This is a genomic window from Amycolatopsis sp. NPDC051903 (assembly GCF_044452505.1).
Taxonomy (GTDB): domain Bacteria; phylum Actinomycetota; class Actinomycetes; order Mycobacteriales; family Pseudonocardiaceae; genus Amycolatopsis.
Genome location: NZ_JBITBT010000044.1, coordinates 1 through 22,703 on the forward strand (window position 1 = coordinate 1; position 22,703 = coordinate 22,703).

Consider the following 22,703-nt stretch of genomic DNA (forward strand, 5'->3'; position numbering starts at 1 on the left):
CCGGCCCCCCCCCCCCCGGCGTCCTCCCGCGCCCGCGCCCCCCCGGCGCCAACCGCGGTGCGCGCCCGTTTGGGGGGGGGGGGGGGGGCCCCGGGGGGGGCCCCCCCCCCCCCCCCCCCACCCCGGTGATCTTCGCCATGGCGCCACTGGCGCCGTCACGAGCGGGAATCGTGGGTGGGTACCGTTGACGTGGTCAGGTGCCCTTACGCACGACAGGTGGTCCAGTGAGCGCTTTCCCCACGCCGGAGCCGGATCCGCGGCGGTGGCGGGCGTTGTGGGTCTGCCTGATCGCCGGGTTCATGACCCTGCTGGACGTCAGCATCGTCAACGTCGCGCTGCCCTCGATGGAGCGCGGGATCGGCGCCACGCCCGCCGACGTGTCGTGGGTGGTGTCGGGGTACGCGCTGACCTTCGGGCTCGCGCTCGTGCCGGCCGGGCGGCTCGGCGACGACTACGGGCGCCGGAAGATGTTCCTGCTGGGGCTGGCGCTGTTCGTGGTGACGAGCGCGCTGTGCGGGGCGGCGCCGAACGCGACGTGGCTCGTCGTCGCGCGGCTGGCGCAGGGCATCGCGGGCGGGCTGCTCAACCCGCAGGTCATCGGCATGATGCAGCAGCTGTTCTCGGGCCGCGAGCGCGGCAAGGCGTTCGGTGCGTTCGGCGCGGTGGTGGGCCTGTCGACGGCCATCGGGCCGGTGCTGGGCGGCCTGCTGATCCAGGGCTTCGGCGTCGACGAGGGCTGGCGCTACGTCTTCTACGTCAACCTGCCGATCGGCGTGCTCGCGATCCTGTTCGGCCTGCGGCTGCTGCCCAAGGACGTGCGGCTCGGCCCCAAACGCGCGCCGGACGTGCTGGGGACGATCCTGCTCGGCGTCGCGGTCGTGGCGGTGATGCTGCCGCTGGTCGAAGAGGAGGAGCAGACCGCACGGCCGCGGTGGTGGCTGATGGGGGTCGCGGCGGGGCTGCTCGTGCTGTTCGTGCTGTGGCAGCTCTGGCTGGGCCGGCGGGGCAAACACCCCCTCGTGAACCTGAAGCTGCTGAGCTTCCGCAGCTACACCATGGGTTCACTGCTCGGTTTGGTCTACTTTGCCGGATTCACCGGGATTTTCCTGGTTCTCACGCTGTTCTTCCAGCAAGGCGAGGGGTACTCGGCGCTCGAATCGGGCGCGTCGATGCTGGCCTTCGCCATCGGCTCGGCGATTTCGCCCGCGATCGGCGGGCGGCTCGTGCACCGGCTGGGCCGGCCCATGGTCGTGCTCGGCAACCTGCTCGCGGCGCTCGGTCTCGCCGGCACGGCGTGGATCGTGCGGGACTACCTCGGCGCGGGTACCGCACTCATGATCGCCGGGCCCCTGTTCGTCGCGGGGTTCGGCAGCGGTCTGGTCATCGCCCCGAACTCGACTCTCGCGCTGGAAGACGTCCCGCCCGCCGAAGGCGGCACCGCGGCCGGCGTCCTGCAGACGGCGCAGCGCATCGGCTCGGCGATCGGCACCGCGCTGGGCGGTTCGCTGTTCTTCGGTCAGCTGGGCCGCTCCCACGGCGACTACCGCGGCGCGGCGGCGTTCGGCCTGATCGGTTCGACGGCTCTGGTCACGCTCGCCCTGTTGGTCGGCCTGGCCGACGTCGTGTTGTCCCGCTCCCGCACGAAGCGCACCGCGCAGCCGGTGCGGGAGGCTGCGGTCGAGCCGCTGCGCGAGGCCGTCCCGGAGGAGCGTCGTCCCGCCGACACGGTGTCCGGCACCGTGCGGGGCCTCGCGCCGGGCGAAGCAGCCGCGGTGACGCTCACGTCGCTGGAAACCCACCAGGTCCGGCGCACCGGCACGGGCCCAGGCGGCACCTTCGCACTGACCGCACCCACCGGGACGTACCTGCTCCTCGTCACCGGCCCCGGCCACGCCCCGATCGCCCGGCACGTGACGGTCGGCTCCGACCCGGTGCACGAAAACGTCGTCCTGCCCCGCTCGGTCCGCCTGGTCGGCACGGTCCGCGCCGACCCGGGTCCGTTCAGCGGCGCCCAGGTCACCGTCCTGGACGCCGCCGGCGAAGTCCAGCGCGTCGTGGTCACCGACGACGCGGGTCACTACGCCGTCGACGGCCTGGCGCCGGGCCAGTACCGCGTCGTCGTGACGAGCTACGAACCGGCGGCGAGCCCGGTCGAACTCACCACCGACGGCCCGGCGGAGTTCGACCCGCGCCTGCGGCTCGCGTCCGCCGTGGACTGATACCGGTCGAATCGCTGACGACCGGCGTCCCGGAAAAGATCTTCACCAAATTCCGGGACGCGGTGTCGGATCGGGGCGGGGGCGTTCGTGGCAAGGGTGAAGCCGCCCGCGAGAGGCGGCGCCGAGCCAAGGAGCCGCGATCATGAAGCTGACGACCCTCACCCAGGTCACCCTCGACGGCGTGATGCAGGGCAACGGCCACGCCTCGGACGAGGACCGCCGGAACGGGTTCGAGCGCGGCGGATGGGCCCGGGGGAAGGGCGACGACGAAACCCGCGCGTTCATCAAGCGGACCTACCGGCGCGCCGACGCGTTCCTGCTCGGCCGGCGGACCTACGAGCTGTTCGCCGGCTCGTGGGGGACCTGGACGGAACAGGAGGTCCCTGGCTGGGAGCCCGTCAGGCGGGCGTTGAACACGCAGCCCAAGTACGTCGCGTCGACCACGCTCACCGATCCCGCCTGGCCGGGCACCATCGTCCTGTCCGGCGACCTCGCGACCGCCATCGCGGACCTGAAGGCCGAGCCGGGCGGTGAGCTGCAGGTCCACGGCAGTGGCGTGCTGACCCGGTGGCTGCTGCGGAACGGTCTGGTCGACGAGCTGACCCTGATCGTGGTCCCGGTGATCCTCGGCCAGGGCGCGCGGCTGTTCCCGGAGTCCGGCCCGGATCTCGCCCTCGACCTGATCGAGTCGCGAGTCGACTCGAAGGGCGTGACGATCCAGGTGTACCGGCCGGGCGGGCGCCCGCGGTACGCAGCGGCCTGAACCCCCATTGTCTTGACACCACAGGAGATGATCCTCGGATGCGATATCTGGTTTCCGTGATCGACGACAAGACCAATCCCGGCAGCACGGACAGGCAGCCTGCCATCAGCGAGTTCAACGAACGACTGATCGCCGAGGGTTACTGGGTTTTCGCGGGCGGACTCGCGGACACCGCCACGGCCACGGTGATCGACAACCGGGGCGAGCAGGTGGTGGTCAGCGACGGGCCGTTCGTGGAGTCGAAGGAATACCTCGCCGGCGTCTGGGTGTGGGAGGCCCCCGATCTGGATGTGGCGCTCAAGCTCGCCACCGAGGCTTCGAAGATCTGCGATCGGAAGATCGAGGTGCGGCCATTCCTGTGAACGACGTCGAGGAGGCGATCACCCGGGTCCACCACGAGGAGTGGGCCCGGGTCGTCGCCGCCCTCACCCGACGCTTCGGTGACCTCGACATCGCCGAGGAAGCGGCCGCCGAGGCGTTCGCGACCGCGGTCGAGCGGTGGCCGTCCGACGGCGTGCCGCCGAACCCCGGTGCCTGGCTGACGACCACCGCGAGCCGCAAGGCCATCGACCGGCTCCGGCGCGAGACCAAGCGCGACGACAAGCACAAGGAGGCTCAGCTGGTGTATGACGACGACCCGCCCGAGCCCCTCGGCGCCATCGACGACGACCGGCTCCGGCTGATCTTCACCTGCTGCCACCCGGCGCTGGGGATGGAAGCCCGCCTGGCGCTCACGCTGCGGATGGTCGGCGGTCTGACCGTGCCCGAGATCGCCCGCGCCTTCCTGCTGGCCGACAGTGCCGTGGGGCAGCGGATCACCCGTGCGAAGGCCAAGATCAAAGCGACCGGCATTCCCTACCGCGTGCCGTCCGCCGAGGACCTCCCGGCCCGCGTCTCCGGCGTGCTCACCGTGCTGTACCTCGTGTTCAACGAGGGTTACCTGGCGACCGGCCCCGACACCGATCCGATCCGTCAGGACCTGACCGCCGAGGCGATCCGGCTCACCCGCCTGATCCGCGCCCTCCTGCCGGACGACGGTGAGGTGGCCGGGCTGCTGGCGCTGATGCTCCTCACCGAGGCCCGCCGCACCGCCCGGGTCTCGGCCGGCGGCGAACTGGTTGCGCTCGACGAACAGGACCGCGGCGCCTGGGACGCGGCGCTGATCACCGAGGGCCACCGGCTGGTGCGCGAGCGCCTCGCCGCTGCCGCCGCCGGGGCGGCCCCGGGCCGCTACCAGATCCTCGCCGCGATCAACGCCGTGCACACCTCCGCCCGCGACCTGCGCGACACCGACTGGGCGCAGGTCCTCGCCCTCTACGACCAGCTCGTCCGCGTCGACCCCTCCCCGGTCGTCGCCCTCAACCGCGCCATCGCGGTCGCGGAACTCGACGGCCCGGAGGTGGCACTCGCCGCCGTCGACCGCCTCGAGCCCAGGCTGGCCGGCTACCACCCGTTCCACGCGACCCGCGCCGACCTGCTGCGCCGGCTGGGCCGCAGCCGGGAGTCGCGAGCGGCCTACGACAAAGCCATCGACCTGGCGGGCAACACCGCCGAGACCGCCTACCTGACCCGCCGCCGCGACCAACTGCGCTAGCGCGGGTCTGGCAATGCCTTGGTTCAGGTGGTCACGGCATGGAGGACGACCGCGCAGCGGTAGACGAGGGCGAATTCGCCGAACACCTCGGGCACGTCCCGCCAGGCGATCCCGCGCCGATACCGATAGATGATCCCCTCCACCATCGCGCGCATCCGAAAACGGCCGACCACGCTTTCCGGTCCGGACCGGCAACAGATCCTCGATCAACACCCACTGCTCATCTGACAGCAACTGAACCGCGACACGACGGGCAGCATCCCAGCCACCAACCACGGTGTTTGTCAGACACGCCCACGCCGCCCGACGAGCCGCTGCAGCGCGGGCGCCGGTGTGCTCAGCGGGGGCGGAGCCCGTCCACGATGACGGCGACGATCGTGGGCGCCCGGGTGTCCCAGGAGGACTCCGGGACGCGGGACAGCGCGCCCAGCAGGAGGAGCACGTCGGTGACGTCGACGCCGGCGCGGACTTGGCCGGCGGCTTTCCCTCGGTCGAGCAGGGTTCCGAGTGCGTCGTCGAGGCGGTGGTGCTGGTCGGCGTAGAGGTCGTGCCACGCGGAGGCCTCGATGGCCGCCATGACGCCGCGCTTGACTCGCGCGTAGGTGAGCAGGCGGTCCAGCCAGGACGTCAGCGCGTCGAGCGGCGAGTGCTGCGCCAGCAGGGGTGCGACGGCGTCGACGAGCTGGGTCAGCTCGTCGCGGTACACCTCGGCGAGCAGGTGCTCACGGGTCGGGAAGTGGCGGTACAGCGTGCCTTGCCCGACGCCGGCGGCCTTGGCGATCGCGTGCAGCTTCAGGTCGGCGACCGCGCCGTTGGACTTGCTCAGTTCGGCCCGGGCGACCTCGACGATGCGGCCACGGTTGGCGACGGCGTCGGATCTGAGTTCACGACTCGCCACGGTGCGGCCTGCCTTCCCGAAGTTAAGTGGACAACTGTCCGGTACAGTGGGAGCCGTAACCGGACAGTTGTCAGCTTAGGGCAGGAGGCGGCTCGATGAGCGCGCTGGACAAGGTTGTGGCCATCACCGGGGCGAGCAGCGGGATCGGCGCGGCGACCGCGCTGGAACTGGCGGGCCGCGGTGCGGCGGTGGCGCTGGGCGCCCGGCGCACCGACCGGCTCGGCTCGGTGGTGGCGCGGATCCGGGCCGAGGGCGGTCGCGCGGAGCTGCTCGAAGTCGACGTCACCCGGCGCGCCGACCTGGCGGAGCTGGTGGCCCTGGCGGTGGACCGGTTCGGGCGCCTCGACGTTCTGGTGAGCAACGCCGGGGTCGCCCGGATCGCCCCCGTGGCGAATCTCGACGTCGACGACTGGAACGCGATGATCGACGTGAACCTGCGCGGGGTGCTGCACGGCATCGCCGCCGCACTGCCGGTGTTCCGCCGCCAGGGCCGCGGGCACTTCGTCACCACGGTGTCGACCTCGGGCCTGAAGATCGTGCCGACCCAAGCCGTGTACGCGGGGACGAAGAACGCCGTGCGCACGCTGCTGGAAGCCCTGCGCCAGGAGTCCACCGACGGCGTCCTGCGCACGACCTCGATCTCGCCGGGGTTCGTCCGCACCGAACTCGTCGACCACGTCGACGATCCCGATCAGCGCGCCCAGGCGCAGCAAGCCATGGCGGCCCTCGGTATCAGCCCCGACGCCGTTGCGCGCGCCATCGCGTTCGCCATCGAGCAACCCGACGACGTCGAAATCGGCGACCTCACCATCCGGCCCGCCCGGCAAGGCTGAGCGCGGCTTCCCCGCGCGCGATCAGTCCGATTCGGACTCGAGCCGCGGCAGCTGGGCGCGGGTCGTGACGCCGAGTTTCGGGAACGCCTTGTACAGGTGGTAGCCGACGGTGCGCGGGCTCAGGAACAGCTGCGCGCCGATGTCCCGGTTGGACAGTCCCTGGGCGGCGAGGCGGACCACCCGGCGTTCCTGGGCGGTGAGCAGGGCCGCGCCGTCGGCGGGGACGTCGTGGGGCAGTTCCCCGGTGGCGCGGAGTTCGTCACGCGCGCGGTCGGCCCAGGGGGTGGCGGCGAGGTCGTCGAAGAGGTCGGCGGCGGTGCGCAGGTGGCTGCGCGCGGCGGCGCGCTGGTGGGCGCGGCGGAGCCATTCGCCGTGCAGGAGCGCGGTGCGGGCGCGTTCGAACGGCATGGCGCCGTCGGCCGCGTGGATGGTTTCGGCTTCGGCGAACGCGATGGCAGGGCCGGCGCCGGTGAGCGCGGCGCAGCGGCGGGCCACGGCGTGGGCCCACTGCTGCCCGACGGCATCGGCCCAGCGGGTGAAGCGTTCCGCGGCCGAGCGGGCCTCGTCGTGGCGGCCGCAGCGCGTGGCGGCTTCGACGAGGTCGGGCAGCCAGCGCGGGCCGTCGGGCAGGTCGCGTTCGGCGGTGAGCCCGGCGAGGCGGTCGGCTGCCGCGTCGAAGCGGCCGAGACCGAGGTCGAGCAGACCGCGGACGGCGGTGACCATCGGCGTGCGTTCGTGCAGTCCGGCCGGGATTTCCGCGACGGCGGCGGCCACGCCGGGTTCGTCGCCGCTGACGGCGGCGAGATAACCGCGGACGCCGGCGAGGTCACCGACGACCGAGTCGGGGCCCGTGTCGCGGGCCAGGCGCAGGCCTTCACCGGCCGCGGCTTCCGCGGCGGTCCGGTTTCCTTCGCGCCACCGCACGCGGGCGAGCACGCCGAGGGCGCCGGAGAGGGTGTCGAGCCGGCCGCTCGCGTGGGCTGAGCGTTCGGCCTCGACGGCCAGCACGTGCGCGAGCGGGGTGTCACTCAGCACGAGGTGCCAGCGCGCGATCATGGCCAGATCCCGGGGCGCCGCCGGTCCGCCGGCTCGCCGCAGCGCCTCGATGGCGGCCGGCGGGGCGACGTCGGCGCCGAAGTACCCGTGGACCAGGTGCGCGACGGCGGCGACGTGCGCGTTGTCCGGCAGGTGGCTCGCGACGCGTGCGGCCTGCTCGACAGTCCGCGGGTCGCGCGCTTCCCAGGCGGACCGCACGACGCTCAGCAGGAGCTCTCCGGCCAGCTGCGCGTCGGCGGGAGCGATGGACTCCGCGGTTTCGAGCAACGCCGCCGCGTCCTGCGCGCGGTCGCCTTCGGCGAGGGTGGCTTCGAGCAGCGTGAGCCGAGCCCGCGAGACCGGCTCCGTGACCAGGTCCGCGGCGCGGCGGGCCAGCCCGGCCGCGTGCTCGCGCCAGCCGGCACCGGCGGCGGCGGTCGCGGCCGCGACGAGGCGTTCACCCCGGGCGTCGCGGCCGCGGGTGAGTTGCGCGGCCCGTTCGAACGCCGTGGCCGCGTCCTCGGGCACGCCGCGGCGCAGCGCCCGCGTCCCGCTTTCGGCCAGCGCGCGGGCGACGTCGTCGTCGGGCCCGATGGCGACGGCCGCACGGTGCCCGGCGTGCCGGTCGGGTTCGGTGCCCGGGTCGAGCACGTCGGCGAGCGCCTGGTGCGCCGCGTGCTTGAGCGCCAGCGGTGCCGCTTCGTACGCCGCGGGCCGGATGAGGGGATGGGTGAACTCGAGCCGATCACCGGTGGCGCGCAGCAGATCCGCGCGTTCGGCGGTGGCGAGGTCGGTGACGCCGGCCCCGAGCCGGGCCGCCGCCGACAGGACCGCGCCCAGGTCGCCGGTGCCGTCCGCCGCGGCGAGCAGCACGACGGTCCGCGCGGGCTCCGGCAAGGCCGCGATCCGGCCGGCGAACTCCCGCTCGACGCAGCGCGCTGACCCGGCACCGGGATCGGCGAACGCGAGCAGGGCCAGCGGATTGCCCGCGGCCTCGCCGCGGATCCGGACCAGTTCGTGCGGCAGCAGCCGACGGGCGCGGGCCCGCAGCAGTTCGGTCGCTTCGGACGGGCCGAGCCGGCCCAGTGCCAGCTCGGGCAGGCCGGAACCGGCGCCGTCACGCGTGGCGAACAGCATCAGCAGGCTCTCGGTCGTGAGCCGCCGGGCCGCGAACAGCAGGGCGGCGGCCGACTCGCGATCGAACCACTGCAGGTTGTCGGCGACCAGCACGGCCGGGGCCAGCCGGCCGAGCAGCGTCAGCACGGCCAGCCCGACGTGGAGCCGATCGGGCGCCCCCTGCCCGCCGCGGCCCAGGGCGGTGCCCAAGGCCGCGGCCTGTGCCGGGGGCAGCCCGTCGGCGTCGTGCTCGCCCAGCAGGGCGTGCAACGCCGCGTGGGGGAGGTCCTGTTCGGCTTCGAGTCCCGAATGGACCGAGACCGGGACCTCGGCCGGCCGCAGGGCTTCGCCCAGCAGTGCGGTTTTCCCGATCCCCGCTTCCCCGCGGAGCACGAGAGCGCCGCCGGTTCCGGTGCGCACGCCGGCGACGAGCTGCGTCAGCGCGGCGAGTTCGGCGTCGCGTCCGAAGAGGATCACGCCACCGAGGTTAGGACCTCGACCGGGCTCGAGGTCAACGCCGGGCGGCGGCACGTCAGGACGCGACCGGCCGCGCCGCCCTCGCGTCGCGCAGCGCCCGGGCCCACCAGTCCAGCTCGTCGAGCAGGGTCTTCGCCGCGCCCGCCTTCGCCTCGGCGTCCAGGGGCCGGCCGTCGGCGCCGAACGACGCCGGGATGCCGTGGAAGCTCACGACGTCGCGCAACGTCGTCGCGTGGAGGCCGGCGAACACCAGCCGCAGCGCCTCGACCGCGCGCAGCCCGCCGCAGAACCCGCCGTAGGAGACGAACGCGACGGGCTTGCGCTGCCATTCGACGTGGTGCCAGTCGATGAGCGTCTTGAGCGAGGCCGGGTAGCTGTGGTTGTACTCGGGCGTGACCACCACGAAGGCGTCCGCCGCTTCGAGGCGCGGGGTGACGGCCGCCACTTCGGCGGGGATCGGCGAGGTGCCGAGCTGATCGGGGAGCCGCACCTCGGCGAGATCGAGCACGTCGAGGTCCAGGTCGGCTCTGGTCGCGGCCTCACCGAGGAACCAGTTCGCGGCCGTCGGGCCGAACCGGCCTTCCCGCACACTGCCGATCACGACCACCAGCCGCACAGGGCGCGCACCGTCCACAAGGGTCTCCTTCCACGAGCTTCGTCGCCTCCGACCGTAGAAAAGCCCGCGCGCCCGCGAATCAGTCGAATGACCGGTCGTGCCCGGAATTCGTTGACAGCCCGTCGCCGGCGCCCACAAGGTGGCCACGGCGAACCGGACGAGAGAGGACGCACGACCATGCGGATAGCGCGGTTCGAGGACGCAAGCGGAACCGGCGTCGGGGCGGTCACCGGCGAGGAGCTGCGCCGCCTGCCCTGGCGGCGCCTGGAGGACCTGTTCGCGGAACCCGACCCGGCGGCGGCAGTCCGCGCCGTCGACACCCGGCGGCTCGCGCCGGTGGGAGAACACCGGCTGCTGGCGCCCACGGTGGAGCGTTGCCAGCTCGTCGCGACCGGGGGCAACTACGACGACCACGTCGCCGAGGCCGGGCGCGCGCTGGCCGAACCGGTGTTCTTCTCGTCGCTGTGGACCTCGATCACCGGCCCGGGCAGCGCCATCGTCAAACCGTCGGCGGAAACGTTCCTCGACTACGAGGTGGAGTTCGCCGTCGTGATCGGGAAACGCGCCACAAAACTGACGCCCGAGACCGCGCTGGACGCGGTGTTCGGCTACACCGTCACCAACGACATCAGCGCGCGCGACGTGATGGCCGGCACCAAGCTGCAGATCGTGCTGAGCAAGTCGCTCGACACGTTCTGGCCGGTCGGGCCGCACCTCGTGACCGCCGACGAGGTGCCCGACCCCGGGCGGCTCGGGGTGACCTCGGCGCTCAACGGCGAGCCGCGCCAATCGGGGAACACGAGCCGGCTGATCTGGGACGTGCCCGCCCTGCTGAGCAAGCTCACCGCCTCGATCACGCTGCACCCCGGCGACATCGTCACCACCGGCACCCCAGGCGGGGTCGGGTACCACCGCACCCCGCCCGAGTCGATGAAACCCGGCGACGTGATCACCGCCGCGGTCGAAGGCGTCGGCGTGCTCAGCAACCACGTCATCGCGGGCTGGTAGCACGCAGGAAATCCGACACCTCGCCGCACGACGCGAGCCAGAGCCGGTCGTCGGCGCGCAGCTGGTCGACGAGCCGGGCCAGCGTGGCGAGCCGGTCGGGCGTGTCGAGCCACATCGGGTGGAAGATGAAACTCACGTAGCCGTGCGCGGCGACCGTTTCGTCCGCCACGGTGCGGTAAGCCGCGAGCATGTCGTCCGGTCCCAGCACCACTGTGGACGGTGGGCGCCGCAGGTGCGGGAAGTGGTAAGTGCCGTCGATGGTGTCCCAGCGGAAGGGCAGCAGCGCGACGCCGTCGGTGCGGCCCGCCGCGCCGCCGGCCGCGGACACGTATTCGATGCCCGCGGCGCGCAGGATCGGCAGCGAACCGCCGGTCAAGCCGCCACCGGGTGGCCGGAAGCCGCGGACGTCGACGTCGATCTCGCGGAACAAGTCCATCGACCGGCCGAGGATCGCCCGTTGCTCGTCCTCGGGGAGCGCGCCCCAGGCTTCGTGCTGGTAGGCGTGGCAGCCGAGGTCGTGGTCCTCCGCGATGCCGCGCAAGGCCTCCGGGTAGAGGGTCGCGTTGAACGACTCGACGAAGAAGGTCGCGCGCAGGTCCTTCCCGGCCAGGACGTCGAGCACCTTCGGCAGGTACTCGAGCACGGTGGGGTGCTCGCCGAGCGGCTCGCCCTCCGGCCACCGGCCGCGGCCGAGATCCGCGGCCTCGCCCAGGTTGTCGAACGTGATGCTCGCCGCCGCCGGCCTGGCGTCCGGTCCCCACGTGGTCACTGCCATGACGTTCCTCCCGCCGCGATGTCCGGTGAAGCCATGCTGTGGGCCGGCTCCCGGAGGTGTCAACGCGGTCCGGGGAAGACCGGTCGTTCGACTGATTCGGCGCACTCCGCCGGATTTCTACTGTCGGGGGAGGAAAACCGGACAAGGAGGTCCCGAGATGGGTTCCGCGATCGAGTACCAGGGCGTGAGCCACCTGGCCCTGGTGTGTGACGACATGGCCCGCACGGTCGAGTTCTACGAGACCGTGATGGACATGCCGCTGATCAAGTCGATGGACATGCCGCACGGCATGGGCCAGCACTTCTTCTTCGACATCGGCAACGGCGACGCGCTGGCGTTCTTCTGGTACAGCGACGAGCTGGTCCGCCCGGCCGCACCGGGCATCGCGGCTCCGGCGACGACGACGGACGTGTCGGCCAACGGTTCGATGCACCACATCGCGTTCCGCATCGCGCCGGAGCAGGTCGAGGCGTGCTGTGAACGGTTCGACAAGCTGGGCGTCGACTACCAGTTCAAGGCGCACAACAAGGGAACGGACGGCCCGGCGCTGTCCGATGTGGACGACGAAGACACGTTCTGCGCGTCCATCTACCTGTGGGACCCGGACGGCGTCCGGCTCGAGCTGTGCGCCTGGCTGCCCGCGTGGTCCGAGCTCGGCAACGACGTCGTGCCCGAGTCGCGCAAGGTGCCCGTGGCGCAGGGCTGAGGCGCGCCGGCACGGCCGCGAGCTCCGGGCGGGCTCGCGGCCGTGCCGCGTTCACTGGGGCCGGTCGACGCCGAAGACGTTCAGCTGCAGGGCGATGAGCCGGTAGTAACCCACCAAGGTGGACAGCTCGAACAGCAGGCTCGCCCCGAGGGCGCCGACGGCTTCGGCGTATTCCTCGTCGGTGAGCGTGGCGTGGTCGAGCAGCCGGCGCGTCGTCCGGACGACGGCGAACTCACGGGCGTCGGTGAGCTCGGGTTCGCGCTGGGCGCGCAGCGCGCTCACCTCGGCCTCGGTCACGCCCAGCTGGCGCCCGACGTGCTCGTGGGCGAACTGCTCGAATCCACTGTGGAGCGAAGCGGCGACCAGCAGGATCGCCATCTCCCGTTCCCGGTCGGACAGCGCGCCGGCGTGGCGGATGGCCGCGCCGAGGCGCTGCAGCGGATCGCCGAGCGGCGGGTGCAGCAGCATGGCGTTGAACGGCCCGGTGAGCGCTCCGTCGGCATCCGCGACGCCGAACGGGTTCTTCGCCCGCGGCCCGCGGGTGATGGCTTCGTAGAGGCGCCGCTGGTCGTCGTCCAGCTCGGCGGGCAAGTGACGGGGAATCCGGCTCATGCCGGGAAATGCTATCGGCACCCCACGAGTTTTCGTGCTGTGCGTGGAAGAAATCACGGCCGGTCCGCGTCACCTGGGACCCGGCGCTCATTCCGCGATCGCCACCGCTGCCGCGGGAACCCGCGTGGGCGCGGGAATCCCCACCTCGACGTGACGGCGGCTCGGCGCCCGGGTCAGCAAGCTGACGACCACGAGCACCACCGTGTTCACGAGCATCGCCACGAACCCCACCTCGATCGTCGAGATGTGTTTCCACCACGTCGAAACCTGCGGGATGCCGACGAGGAGCAGCCCGACGATCGAGCCGGCGCCGACGCCCCACGCCGTGGTGCGGCGCCAGGCCAGGGACGCGATGATGCCGGGGCCGATCTGGGCGATGCCGCTGTAGGCGGTGAGCAGGAGCGCGACGATCGTGTCGTTGTTGCCGAGACTGAGGAACGCCGCGGCGAGGACACCGAGGAGGGTGGCGAGCCGGGCGACGCGCAGGCGGTGCCGGTCGTCGAGGCGGGCGGCGGGCCGGTAGATGTTGCGGGCCACGCTGGTGCCGAGCGTCAGCAGCATGACCACCGACGGCACGAGCGCGACGAGCACGCCCGTCGCCGCGAGCAGGCCGACAAACCACTGCGGGTAGTACTTCGCGACCACCGAAACGAGGGCGTTGTTGGAGTTCGTGAGGCCGGGCAGGGCGAGCAGTGCGGCGAACCCGATGACGAAGATGAAGAAGTACGACAACGTGTACAGCGGCTGGAAAACCGCGTTGCGGCGCACGGTGTTGACGTCCTTCGCCGCCAGGTTGGCCTGGAAGCTGTGCGGCCACATCCAGTAGCCGATGTTGGTCATCAGCAGCGCCGACATGAACCAGATCGCGGTGTGGCTCGTGTCGGGCTGCATCCCGGGCAGGGTGGCGTAGGCGGGGTGCGCCTCGTTCATGCGGTGGAAGATCTCGCCGATGCCGCCGAGCTTCGTGGCCGCGCCGATGGTCACGAAGACCGCGATGACGGCGGCGAGCACGAGCACGTCCTTCACGATCGACGCGAGCGCCGAGGACCGCAGGCCGGCGGTGAAGGTGAAGACCACCAGCAGCGCCGCCCCGATCCAGATCGCCGCGGAGCTGCTCGCCTCGCCCTTGAACAGCACCTTGACGATGGTGGCGAGCCCGGTGAGCTGCACCTGCACGTACGGGATCAGCGCCAGCACGCCGATGACCGCGACGATCGTGGCGAGCCAGCGGCTGCCGAAGCGGGCCTGGAGGTAGTCGCCCTGCGACATCACGCCGTGGTCCTTGCCGACCCGCCAGATCTTGGGCAGCAGCCAGTAGCCGAGCACGTAACCCAGTGGCGCGTTGGCGATCACGTAGAACCCCGGGGCACCGTGCTGGTACGCCCAGCCGGCCGCGCCCAGGAACGCGAACGTCGTGTAGATCTCGCCGGCGGAGAGGAACCACAGCAGGAAACTGCCGAAGTTGCGCCCGCCGACCGCCCACTCGGTGAGGTCGAGCTTGCGGCGCCGCCGGGACAGGGCGGTGGTGGCGCCAGTCGTCGCGGCGACGACGAAGATCGCGATCGCGATGGCCGTGGTCACTGGCCCGCTCCTTCCACCGCGCGGTCGCGGGCGCTGTCGAGCCGCCAGACCACGGCGAGGCACACCGTGGTCACGAGCACCCCGGCCAGCGCCCACCACAGCAGCAGGGGCACGCCGAGCGGCGCGGCGTGCACGGTGTTGACCAGCGGGATGGCGCCGACGGACCAGAGGTAGGGCACGACGAGCAGCAACCGGTGCGGACGCCGGCGAGCCGGCGCGGGGTCGGGGACGATCATGCGGACCTCCGGGGATCAGTTCGTGGCGGTACCGGCGCGGAACACCCGCTCCAGCACGGCGACGGCGACCGGGAGCGCGGCCTCGTCGACGTCGAAGCGGGAAGCGTGGTGCGGGGCGGGGCTGTCGGCGCCGATGCCGAAGTAGCAGCCGGCACCGCCGTTTTCCTGGACGCGGCGCATGAAGGCGGTGGCGTCGTCGCTGCCGATCCCGGCACCGGGCCCGGTCACGGTCGCGCCGGCCGCCCGGGTCGCCCGTTCGACGACGTCCGCCAGCCGCGCGTCGTTGAGGGCGGTCGTGACGGCGCCGACGAGTTCCACGTCGAGTTCGAGGCCGTACATCCCCGCCGAGCCCGCGAGCACGTCGCGCACCCGGCGTTCCAGGTCCTCGTTCACGGCGCCGTCGTCCGCTCGCGTCTCCAGCAGCATCACCGCGGTGTCGGGCACGATGTTGCTGGACGTGCCCGAGTTCAGCAGACCGACGTTGACGCGGGTTTGGTGGCCGCTGAAGCTCGGCATGGTGTGCACGCCGAGCGTGGCGGCCGCCGCGCCGAGCAGCGCGTGGCGGCCCTGTTCCGGCGCCATCGACGCGTGCGCCGCGCGGCCGCGGAAGGTCGCGCGCAGCTTGGAGTTGGCCAGCAGGCCCGGGATCGCCGGGCAGACCGTTCCCGTGGGCAGGCCCATGCCGAGGTGCGCGGCGAAGAACACGTCGACGTCGTCGGCCACGCCGGCGGCGACCATCCCGCGCGCGCCGCGGCCGCCTTCCTCGGCGGGCTGCAGCACCAGGCGAACCGTGCCGGGAAAGTCCAGATCGGACAACCGGCGCGCGAGGTCCAGCGCGACCGCGACGTGACCGTCGTGCCCGCACGCGTGCATCGCCCCGGCCCAGCGGGAGCCGAACCCCTCGCGGGCGGGGACGTGGTCCGGGGCGTCGGATTCGGCCAGCGGCAGCGCGTCGAGATCGGCGCGCAGCGCGACCACGGGGCCGGGGTGATTGCCGCGCAAGGTGGCCACGACCCCGGTGAGGCCGCCGCGCATGGCCGGCAGGAACCGGTCGTCGGCGTCCGTCTCGGCCGCGCGGCGGTAAGCGGCTTCGAGCACATCAGGAGCGGGGACGCCCAGCCGCGCGCCGGGCGCGAGGACGTCGGAGCCGACGGCGACGTCCCAGCCCAGGTCGGCCAGCACCCCCGCCGCCCGGCTGGCCGTGCGGAATTCGCAGAACCCCACCTCGGGATGCCGGTGGAAGTCGCGGCGCAGCTCGGTCACGGTCGTCGACGGGGTCATCGATCCTCCAGGTAGTTCTGGGCGGCCGCATCGGTCGTGAAGTGTCGACGGTGCCCGAAACACCGGTCAATGATCAAGACGCCCGCATGCGTGACACGCATGACCCCCGCCGCGAATCGCATTGGACGCCGGCGGCGCGGGTCCGGTGAACTGGGGCGGAAGCTCAGTCGATCAGCGAGAGGCGGCACGATGGTTTCACTGGCCCGGTTCCCGCGGCACCCGCTGGGGCACTTCCCGACGCCCCTGGAACCGTTGACCCGGCTGACCGAACGGCTGCGTGAGACCCACCGCCACGTCCCCTCGCTGTGGATCAAACGCGACGACTGCACCGGGCTGGCCACCGGCGGCAACAAGACCCGCAAGCTGGAGTTCCTCGTCGGCGACGCGCTGCGCGAGGGCGCCGACACGCTGATCACGCAAGGCGCCACGCAGTCCAACCACGCGCGCCAGACCGCGGCCGCGGCCGCGCGGACCGGGCTGGACTGCCGGCTGCTGCTCGAGCGGCGCCAGGTTCGCGACGAGGAGTACGAACAGTCCGGAAACGTGCTGCTGGACGGAATCCTCGGCGCCGAGATCGCCGGCCGGCTGCCCGCGGGCACGGACATGCAGGCCGCGATGGAGGAGCTGGCCGAGCGGCTGCGCGGCGAGGGGCGGCGCCCGTACGTCATCCCGGGCGGCGGCTCGAACCCGATCGGCGCGCTCGGCTACGTGGCTTGCGCCGCCGAACTCGACACCGCGCCGGTCCCGATCGACTGGGTCGTGCACGCCACCGGCAGCACCGGCACCCAGGCCGGGCTGGTCGCCGGCCTGCGGCTGCTGAACAACGACGCCGCCGTGCTGGGGATCAGCGTGCGGCAGAAGGAAGACCCGCAGCGGGCGGCCGTGCACGGGCTCGCGCAGCGCACCGCCGAACTGTGCGCCGCCGACGCCCGCGTGCCCGAAACCGCCGTGCTCGTCGACGACCGGTGGGTCGGCGGCGGGTACGGCGTGCCGACCGACGCGATGGTCGACGCGATCCGGCTGCTGGCCACCACGGAGGGCATCCTGCTGGACCCGGTGTACTCCGGCAAGGGCTTCGCCGGGCTGCTGGGCAACATCGCGGACGGGCGCTTCACCGCGGAGGAGCACGTCGTGTTCGTGCACACCGGGGGCAGCGCCGGCCTGTTCGGGTACCGCAGCACGTTCTCGCCCTCGTGACGGGCCCGGACGGCCACCTGATCGGGATCCTCGGCGGCATGGGACCGGCGGCGACGGCCGACTTCTACGCCCGCTTGGTCCGGCACACCCCGGCGGCCCGGGACCAGGACCACCTGCGGGTGGTCATCTGGGCCGACCCGACGGTGCCGGACCGGGTGGCGGCGGTCGTGAACGGCACCTCGGAGCCCTATCCGGCGCTGCTGGCGGGCGCGCGCCGGCTGCGTGATCTCGGTGCCACGATCGGGGCCATGCCGTGCAACACGGCCCACGTCTTCCTGCCCCGGCTGATCGCCGACACCGGGCTGCCCTTCGTCGACATGATCGACGCGACGGTGCGGGCCCTGAGCGGCTCCGGCGCCGCGCCGCGGGCGGTGGGCCTGGTGGGCACCCGGGGTGTGGTGCACAGCCGGCTCTACCAGGACCGGCTGGCCGCGGCCGGCTTCCGCCCGGTCGAACCGGATCCGGTGGCGCAGCAGTGCGTCGACGAGGCGGTCCGCGAGGTGAAGCGCGGGGCGCTGGACGCGGCCCGCAAGCACGCGGAGGAGGCGGTGCGGCGAGTGGCGGACGCCGGCGCGGAAGCGGTCGTGCTGGCGTGCACCGAACTCCCGCTCGCCCTGCCGGCGGGCGAGCGGGACGGGCTGCCCCCGCTGGCCGACCCGGCCGACGCGCTGGCCGTGTCCGTGGTCAGCCGGTGCCGGTGACCGGTGTGCCGGCGGCTTCTCGCGCCAGGTCCCAGACCTCGGCCGCGGGTGGGTGCGGCCGGGCGCGTTTGTTGCGGTAGAGCCGGATCTCCAAATCCGCCGTCCACTGAGGACCGCCGAGCCGCGTGACCACGCCGTCGGACTCGTCGGCCGCCAGCACCCCGGGCAGCCAGCCGACGCCGAACCCGGTCCGGATGAGCCGCACGACCGCCGCGGCCAGATCGGTCTGCACCACCGGCCGCAGGTACGGCCGGCGCGCGGCGAGGATCCGATCGGTCACGCGCCCGAGGAACGCGCCCGCGCCGTAGCTGATGAACGGCACCGGGTCGTGCCGGCGCCCGGGCAGGCTGAACTCCGCCGCACCGTCGGCGGCCCGGCCGTACGGTGCGAGGCAATCCCGCGCCAGCACGAGGGATTCCACCTCGTTCTGGTCGAAGCTGTGCGGCAGCACGGGATCCACGTAGGCCAGCAGCAGGTCGCAGCCGCCGTACATCAGGGCGTCGTACGCGTCGAGGTTGTTGGACGGCAGCAGCAGGGAGGTCAGGCCCGGCGCGTGGGCGGTCAGCTTCGCCCACCACTCGGGGAAGAAGTGCCCGGCGAGCGTGTGGGTGAGGGCCGTGCGCACCGCCTCACGAGGCATGAGCTGGCGCCCGCGCACCTCATCGCGCACCGTGGCGAGGCTGGCGACCACCTCCTGGGCGTGCGCGCGCAGCTTCACCCCGGCCGGCGTGAGCGTGATCGGGAAGGTCGACCGGTCGACCAGCTCGGCGCCCGCCCAGTGCTCGAGGGAGCGGATGCGCCTGCTCAGCGCGGGCTGGCTGAGGTGCAGCGCCTCGGCCGCCCGCGTGAAACTGCCGTGTTCCAGCAGCGCCAGCAGGCTCTCCAGCCACGCGACATCCATCCGGGCAGCCTATTACGGGCGGGCCGGGCGGACTGGCTGAACGGCGCCGAGTCTACTGTGGACTTCGTCAGGGGTGGGCCAGCTCGCGCAGGGTGCGCGCGTCGATCCCGCAGCGCCGCGCGTCCGGGTCGATGGCGGCGGAGCTCGCCAGAGCGTCGAACAGGGCCGGGTTCCGAGCCAACTGCGTGCCGTAGCCGGCGACGACAGCCGGGCACGCGGGTGCCCCGCCGGGTTTCGCGTCGGGGCGGGTGGCCAGCCCGAACAGGCCGGTGATCACGGGGACCAGGATCGCCGCGACCGCGGCCAGGACGCCGGCGATCAGCGTCGCGCGGGCACCGAGGCGGACGGTCTGGTCCTTGCCGGCCTGGTTCGGCGGTGCCGGTGGTGGGGTCGGGGGAGGCGCGGCGGGCTGAGCCGCCTGGACGCCCGCCTTCTGCAAGCGGGCGCGGTGGGCCTGCAGCCGGCGGAGGGCCTGCTCGTGGCCGAGCGGCTGCCTAGGCGGGGGCATGGTGGCCGCCTTCGTCGCCCAGCCACGCGTAGTCCGCGCCGAACAACAGGCGGGCCAGGTGGGCCGTCCCGGTCTCGCCGGGGCGGCGATCCCGTCGCGCGTTGGAGGCGAGGACCACGAAGTCGGCGTGGCCGATGCCGAGCCGCCCGAGCGCGGTGTCCAGGCGGCGGACCGAATCGGTCCGGCCGCTCGCGGCGAGGTCTACCCGTGCGAACCAGAGGTCCTCGAGCTGACCGGCCACGTCGGCGACCAGGTCGCGCAGTTCTCCGGCCGCGGCGCCGGTGGGCTCGAGCGCGGCAGGACCCGGCTCCGATTCGAGCGGCCGGCGGAGGCGTTCGACCCGCCGCACCGTGATCTCCAAGTCCGACAGCACGAGCTCCGCTTCGGTCAGCGCCGCCCGCCGGCGCGAGGAGAGAAGCGCGGCCGCGCTCCCCGCCCCGGCGGCGAGCAGCACCGTGGCGGCGAGCTGGCTCACCCACAGCGCCGTCGACCAGCCGCCGGCCGCGCCGAGCACGGCGACGACCACGGCCAGCACGACGCCGCACCCGGCCGCGGAGGCGATCAGCGCGGTCGCGCGGGGACTCGTCATGGGTGCACCGCTCTCGGTCGGCTGTGTAGGGCGAGTCGTGGTGATCTCGGCTGTCGTTACGCCGTTTCATCCCGGATCGAGTAGTTCCGACCGGGGAAGTCCGGTCTGAAAATCGCGCCGTTGCGCGCCGCCGGGCGAGGGCTCAGTGTGCGTGGATGGTGATGCGGGAGCGGGCCGTGCCGACGGTGACGGCGACACGGGAGATGCACCGGTGGACGGTCGAAGTGACCGCGGACGAAGCCATTTTCGCCTGCCGCGCGTCGGCGGCGGACCGCGCTGCGGCGCGGACGCTTCCGCGGGCGTGGTCCGGGCGGGGGCTCGGGGTGTCGTCAGTGGACGTACCCGGGCTGGCGGCCGCGCTGGGCGAGGTGATGAAGACTCCGCTGTTCCACCACGCGCGCCAGGCCGCCCCGGACGTCCAGGCTTGGGCCGTCCCGCACGTCGACGAAGACGAGGACTTCACGTACGTGGCGGGCCCGTGCGGAGGTGCCGGCAACCCGGTCGGCTACCACCCGGTGCCCGACTTCGCCATCGCGCTGTCCGACGTGCGGGGATTGCGGATCCGCCTCGCCGCTCACCTGAACGCGTCGCCTCACGGCGATTTCCCCTGACGTGCGCGACGATCGTGACCGTGCACGACAGGCCCCCCGAACCCCGGGTGCCCCGTTCGATCGCCGACCTCGCGCGCGATCCGGCGTGGGAAGTCACCTGGAGTCCCACCACGCGTCGCTGGCTGACCGCCGAGACGTCCTGCACCGCCGGCGGCACCTTCACCCGCATCGGCCTGACGCCCGCGGGTGACCAGGTCGCCCTGATCGTGTGGGCCGGCGGCGCGGTCGTGCACCACGCGCGGGCCTCCGAACCGGAGAGCTGCGCCGCGGCCCACGCCTGGGCCCACCCCGCGCCGGCGACGGCGCGCTGACACCGAACCGCTGGTCGTCGACGTCGGATCGGCGCACGGGACCGGGTGCCCAGTAGCCTGAGGTGATGTCCGTCAAACCCGGTGTTCGCGACCGGTTGCAGCGGCTCGAAGCGTTGACCGACGCGACGCTCGGCCGGCTGGAGCCCGAACCGTTGCTGCACACGATGCTGGAGCGGGTCCGGGAGCTGTTCGGCGTCGACACCGCCACCGTGCTGCGGCACGACGCGGCGGCAGGCCAGCTGTCCGCGATCGCGTCCGCCGGTATCGAAGAAGAGGTCTTCCAGGGAGTGCGGGTGCCGGTCGGCGCGGGGTTCGCGGGCCGGGTGGCGGCGCAGCGGACGCCGGTGGTCATCGACCACGTGGACGAATCGACCGTGGTCAACGCGCTGCTGTGGGAACGCGGGCTCAAGGTGCTGCTGGGGGTGCCGATGCTCGCGCGCGACGAGCTCGTCGGCGTCCTGCACATCGGCTCCACCACCGTGCGCGCGTTCGACGAGGACGACGTCGAGCTGCTGCAGGTCGCGGCGTCTCAGCTGGCCCTGACCCTGCGGGCCGAGACGGCCAGCGAGGACCGCGCGGCGGCGACGGCGCTGCAGCGGAGCCTGCTGCCGGTGCGGATCCCGTCGGTGCCGGGGTTGGATTTCGCCGCCCGCTACGTGCCCGGCGCGGACACCGCGGTCGGCGGTGACTGGTACGACGTGTTCCCGCTGCCGGGCGACCGGCTGGGCATCGTGATGGGCGACGTCGCCGGCCACGGCCTCGGCGCCGCCGTCGTCATGGGGCGGTTGCGCAGCGCGCTGCGGGCGTACGCGCTCGACGCCACGAGCCCGGCGGAGGCGCTGGGCAAGCTGAGCCGCAAGATCAACCACTTCGAACAGGGCATCATGGCCACGGTCGCCTACGGGATCGTGCCGCCCAGTCGCGAAACCATCACCCTGTCGCTGGCCGGCCACCCGCCGCCCGTGCTCGCCGCACCCGGCGCCCCGGCCCGGCTGCTGGACGTCCGCCCGGACCTGCCGGTGGGCCTGGGCCTGCCGCCGTCGGCCCGGCACGACACCAAGGTGGCCCTCCCGCCGGGCTGCGCGCTCGCCCTCTACACCGACGGCCTCGTCGAACGCCGCGACGCCGACCTCGACGACCGCCTCCGCCACCTGAGCGCGGCCATGACCACCGGCCAGCCGGACGCGGTGTGCGCCCACGTCATGGCCGCGCTCGTCGGCACCACCCCCGCCCAGGACGACGTCGCCCTGCTGGTCGCCACGAGGCGCCCGGCGTAGCTCACCTGAAGGCCGGCGAGTGGCAGGTCGTACCGGTCAGTTTCGCCGTCCGGTCCACCGTTTTCCGCAGTTCCGCCGTTCGAAGGTGGACACCGGCCGCGGCTCGCCGTGGCGGTCGGGTGGGACGATCTCGACGACCTCGTCCACGGCCGGAAGGAGCCCCGGCCCGTCGAGTTCGCCGAGCGGAACGTCATCGTCCTCCCGGCGGTGAGCGAGGATGCCGCGCAGCAGGCAGTCGAGGAGCCCGCGCGTTCGAGTGGCTGCTCGGCTGACGCCGTGGCTCGGTGCGGAGCGGGTCAGCTCGCGTCCCAGCAGGCTTGGGCGTGGGTGACGAACTCGGCGCGGCCGCCGGCGACGAGGGCTTCGAGGCGGGTGCGGTAGCAGTCCAGCACGGCGTCGAAGCCGGCGGCGTGGAGGAAGTCGCGCACGACGGCGCGGGCGCCGGTGACCACGCGCAGGCGGGTGGCGCCGCCGCCGGCGTGCAGGCAGCGCACCGTGCGGGCACCGACGATGGAGAGGAACGACAGCGCGGACAGGTCCAGCACCACCACTTCGGGGTCGTCGGAGAGGATCGCGGTGGTGGCCTCGACGAGTTTCACCGTCGTGCCGGCGTCCAGTTCGCCGGAGAGGGCGAGCACGATGACGCCGTCGTCGAGGGAACGCAGGAGCTGGAGCCGGTCGGGCTGGAACGCGGTGCTCACGGCGAAACGCTCCCCGCGACGGCGGAGCAGCGGGAGTGGGCGCGCGAAGCGCGCGTGAGCGGACCGGTCATGGTGCGTGCACCGTCCTGGGGGTCGGGGGACTGCGTGGAACAGGGCTACCCCGAGGGGCGACGCGCAAACGGGTGGGCGCCTGCCA

Annotated in this window: 25 protein-coding genes; 12 read left to right on the forward strand and 13 right to left on the reverse strand. The window is 73.0% G+C overall.

Annotated elements, in window-relative coordinates:
* Positions 1-224: 224 nt before the first annotated feature.
* The 4 genes from ACIA77_RS44880 (at position 225) to ACIA77_RS44895 (ending at position 4,576) form a co-directional block, all read left to right on the forward strand.
* Positions 225-2,219, forward strand: coding sequence for a DHA2 family efflux MFS transporter permease subunit (locus tag ACIA77_RS44880; RefSeq protein WP_395892292.1), 1,995 nt, complete (start codon positions 225-227; stop codon positions 2,217-2,219).
* A gap of 142 nt (positions 2,220-2,361) precedes the next feature.
* Positions 2,362-2,982, forward strand: coding sequence for a dihydrofolate reductase family protein (locus ACIA77_RS44885; RefSeq protein WP_395892293.1), 621 nt, complete (start codon positions 2,362-2,364; stop codon positions 2,980-2,982).
* Between the two features lie 38 nt (positions 2,983-3,020).
* Positions 3,021-3,344: a YciI family protein gene (locus ACIA77_RS44890; RefSeq protein ID WP_395892294.1), complete on the forward strand. Its 324-nt coding sequence runs from the start codon at positions 3,021-3,023 to the stop codon at positions 3,342-3,344.
* Positions 3,341-4,576, forward strand: a complete 1,236-nt coding sequence (locus tag ACIA77_RS44895; RefSeq protein ID WP_395892295.1) for an RNA polymerase sigma factor — start codon at positions 3,341-3,343, stop codon at positions 4,574-4,576. The genes ACIA77_RS44890 and ACIA77_RS44895 overlap by 4 nt, the downstream gene beginning before the upstream one ends.
* 23 nt (positions 4,577-4,599) lie before the next feature.
* Here the strand turns inward: ACIA77_RS44895 and ACIA77_RS44900 are convergent, their stop codons facing one another.
* Together ACIA77_RS44900 and ACIA77_RS44905 are read right to left on the reverse strand one after the other, a co-directional pair.
* The gene (locus ACIA77_RS44900) at positions 4,600-4,731 is read right to left on the reverse strand and encodes a transposase (RefSeq protein WP_395892296.1); all 132 of its coding nucleotides are present in this window, start codon (positions 4,729-4,731) and stop codon (positions 4,600-4,602) included.
* A gap of 182 nt (positions 4,732-4,913) precedes the next feature.
* Positions 4,914-5,474 carry a TetR/AcrR family transcriptional regulator gene (locus tag ACIA77_RS44905; protein ID WP_395892297.1) on the reverse strand — a complete coding sequence of 187 codons (561 nt, stop codon included), beginning with the start codon at positions 5,472-5,474 and terminating at the stop codon, positions 4,914-4,916.
* A 95-nt stretch (positions 5,475-5,569) separates the two neighbouring features.
* On the opposite strand from ACIA77_RS44905, the gene ACIA77_RS44910 reads away from it, so the two are divergent.
* Positions 5,570-6,307 (forward strand): SDR family oxidoreductase, encoded by a 738-nt coding sequence (locus ACIA77_RS44910; RefSeq protein ID WP_395892298.1) that lies wholly within the window; start codon positions 5,570-5,572, stop codon positions 6,305-6,307.
* A gap of 21 nt (positions 6,308-6,328) precedes the next feature.
* Here the strand turns inward: ACIA77_RS44910 and ACIA77_RS44915 are convergent, their stop codons facing one another.
* The gene (locus ACIA77_RS44915) at positions 6,329-8,935 is read right to left on the reverse strand and encodes an AAA family ATPase (protein ID WP_395892299.1); all 2,607 of its coding nucleotides are present in this window, start codon (positions 8,933-8,935) and stop codon (positions 6,329-6,331) included.
* A gap of 55 nt (positions 8,936-8,990) precedes the next feature.
* Entirely contained in the window at positions 8,991-9,569 is a 579-nt protein-coding gene (locus ACIA77_RS44920; RefSeq protein ID WP_395892300.1) for an NADPH-dependent FMN reductase, read from the reverse strand.
* A 159-nt stretch (positions 9,570-9,728) separates the two neighbouring features.
* Between ACIA77_RS44920 and ACIA77_RS44925 the strand changes: the two genes are divergently transcribed.
* Positions 9,729-10,559, forward strand: a complete 831-nt coding sequence (locus ACIA77_RS44925; RefSeq protein ID WP_395892301.1) for a fumarylacetoacetate hydrolase family protein — start codon at positions 9,729-9,731, stop codon at positions 10,557-10,559.
* Here the strand turns inward: ACIA77_RS44925 and ACIA77_RS44930 are convergent.
* Positions 10,543-11,334: a polysaccharide deacetylase family protein gene (locus ACIA77_RS44930; protein ID WP_395892302.1), complete on the reverse strand. Its 792-nt coding sequence runs from the start codon at positions 11,332-11,334 to the stop codon at positions 10,543-10,545. The genes ACIA77_RS44925 and ACIA77_RS44930 overlap by 17 nt on opposite strands.
* A 157-nt stretch (positions 11,335-11,491) precedes the next feature.
* On the opposite strand from ACIA77_RS44930, the gene ACIA77_RS44935 reads away from it, so the two are divergent.
* Positions 11,492-12,040, forward strand: a complete 549-nt coding sequence (locus tag ACIA77_RS44935) for a VOC family protein (RefSeq protein WP_395892303.1) — start codon at positions 11,492-11,494, stop codon at positions 12,038-12,040.
* A gap of 51 nt (positions 12,041-12,091) precedes the next feature.
* On the opposite strand, the gene ACIA77_RS44940 is transcribed toward ACIA77_RS44935, so the two are convergent.
* The 4 genes from ACIA77_RS44940 to ACIA77_RS44955 all read right to left on the reverse strand — a co-directional run bounded on the left by ACIA77_RS44940 (position 12,092) and on the right by ACIA77_RS44955 (position 15,750).
* Complete coding sequence (locus tag ACIA77_RS44940; protein WP_395892304.1) at positions 12,092-12,652, reverse strand: carboxymuconolactone decarboxylase family protein; 561 nt, start codon at positions 12,650-12,652, stop codon at positions 12,092-12,094.
* 87 nt (positions 12,653-12,739) lie between these two features.
* Positions 12,740-14,233 (reverse strand): sodium:solute symporter, encoded by a 1,494-nt coding sequence (locus tag ACIA77_RS44945; RefSeq protein WP_395892305.1) that lies wholly within the window; start codon positions 14,231-14,233, stop codon positions 12,740-12,742.
* On the reverse strand, positions 14,230-14,469 hold the full coding sequence (locus ACIA77_RS44950) for a DUF3311 domain-containing protein (RefSeq protein ID WP_395892306.1): 240 nt from the start codon (positions 14,467-14,469) through the stop codon (positions 14,230-14,232). Before ACIA77_RS44950 ends, ACIA77_RS44945 begins: the two co-directional genes overlap by 4 nt.
* Before the next feature lie 15 nt (positions 14,470-14,484).
* Positions 14,485-15,750: an amidohydrolase gene (locus ACIA77_RS44955; RefSeq protein ID WP_395892307.1), complete on the reverse strand. Its 1,266-nt coding sequence runs from the start codon at positions 15,748-15,750 to the stop codon at positions 14,485-14,487.
* Positions 15,751-15,939: 189 nt separating this feature from the next.
* Between ACIA77_RS44955 and ACIA77_RS44960 the strand changes: the two genes are divergently transcribed.
* Together ACIA77_RS44960 and ACIA77_RS44965 are read left to right on the forward strand one after the other, a co-directional pair.
* The gene (locus ACIA77_RS44960; protein ID WP_395892308.1) at positions 15,940-16,947 is read left to right on the forward strand and encodes a D-cysteine desulfhydrase; all 1,008 of its coding nucleotides are present in this window, start codon (positions 15,940-15,942) and stop codon (positions 16,945-16,947) included.
* Positions 16,944-17,648 (forward strand): aspartate/glutamate racemase family protein, encoded by a 705-nt coding sequence (locus ACIA77_RS44965; protein WP_395892309.1) that lies wholly within the window; start codon positions 16,944-16,946, stop codon positions 17,646-17,648. The genes ACIA77_RS44960 and ACIA77_RS44965 overlap by 4 nt, the downstream gene beginning before the upstream one ends.
* Here ACIA77_RS44965 and ACIA77_RS44970 read toward each other — a convergent pair.
* The 3 genes from ACIA77_RS44970 to ACIA77_RS44980 form a co-directional block, all read right to left on the reverse strand.
* On the reverse strand, positions 17,632-18,549 hold the full coding sequence (locus ACIA77_RS44970) for a LysR family transcriptional regulator (RefSeq protein ID WP_395892310.1): 918 nt from the start codon (positions 18,547-18,549) through the stop codon (positions 17,632-17,634). The two genes, ACIA77_RS44965 and ACIA77_RS44970, sit on opposite strands and share 17 nt — an antisense overlap.
* Positions 18,550-18,616: 67 nt before the next feature.
* Positions 18,617-19,057, reverse strand: a complete 441-nt coding sequence (locus ACIA77_RS44975; RefSeq protein WP_395892311.1) for a hypothetical protein — start codon at positions 19,055-19,057, stop codon at positions 18,617-18,619.
* Entirely contained in the window at positions 19,044-19,646 is a 603-nt protein-coding gene (locus ACIA77_RS44980; RefSeq protein WP_395892312.1) for a hypothetical protein, read from the reverse strand. The genes ACIA77_RS44975 and ACIA77_RS44980 overlap by 14 nt, the downstream gene beginning before the upstream one ends.
* Positions 19,647-19,801: 155 nt before the next feature.
* Here ACIA77_RS44980 and ACIA77_RS44985 point away from each other — a divergent pair, with 155 nt between their 5' ends.
* The 3 genes from ACIA77_RS44985 (at position 19,802) to ACIA77_RS44995 (ending at position 21,845) form a co-directional block, all read left to right on the forward strand.
* Positions 19,802-20,257, forward strand: a complete 456-nt coding sequence (locus tag ACIA77_RS44985) for a hypothetical protein (RefSeq protein WP_395892313.1) — start codon at positions 19,802-19,804, stop codon at positions 20,255-20,257.
* 20 nt (positions 20,258-20,277) lie between these two features.
* Positions 20,278-20,568 carry a hypothetical protein gene (locus ACIA77_RS44990; protein WP_395892314.1) on the forward strand — a complete coding sequence of 97 codons (291 nt, stop codon included), beginning with the start codon at positions 20,278-20,280 and terminating at the stop codon, positions 20,566-20,568.
* A 65-nt stretch (positions 20,569-20,633) separates the two neighbouring features.
* Entirely contained in the window at positions 20,634-21,845 is a 1,212-nt protein-coding gene (locus ACIA77_RS44995) for a PP2C family protein-serine/threonine phosphatase (protein ID WP_395892315.1), read from the forward strand.
* A gap of 296 nt (positions 21,846-22,141) precedes the next feature.
* Here ACIA77_RS44995 and ACIA77_RS45000 read toward each other — a convergent pair whose 3' ends face one another.
* Positions 22,142-22,546, reverse strand: a complete 405-nt coding sequence (locus tag ACIA77_RS45000) for an STAS domain-containing protein (RefSeq protein ID WP_395892316.1) — start codon at positions 22,544-22,546, stop codon at positions 22,142-22,144.
* Positions 22,547-22,703: the final 157 nt, after the last annotated feature.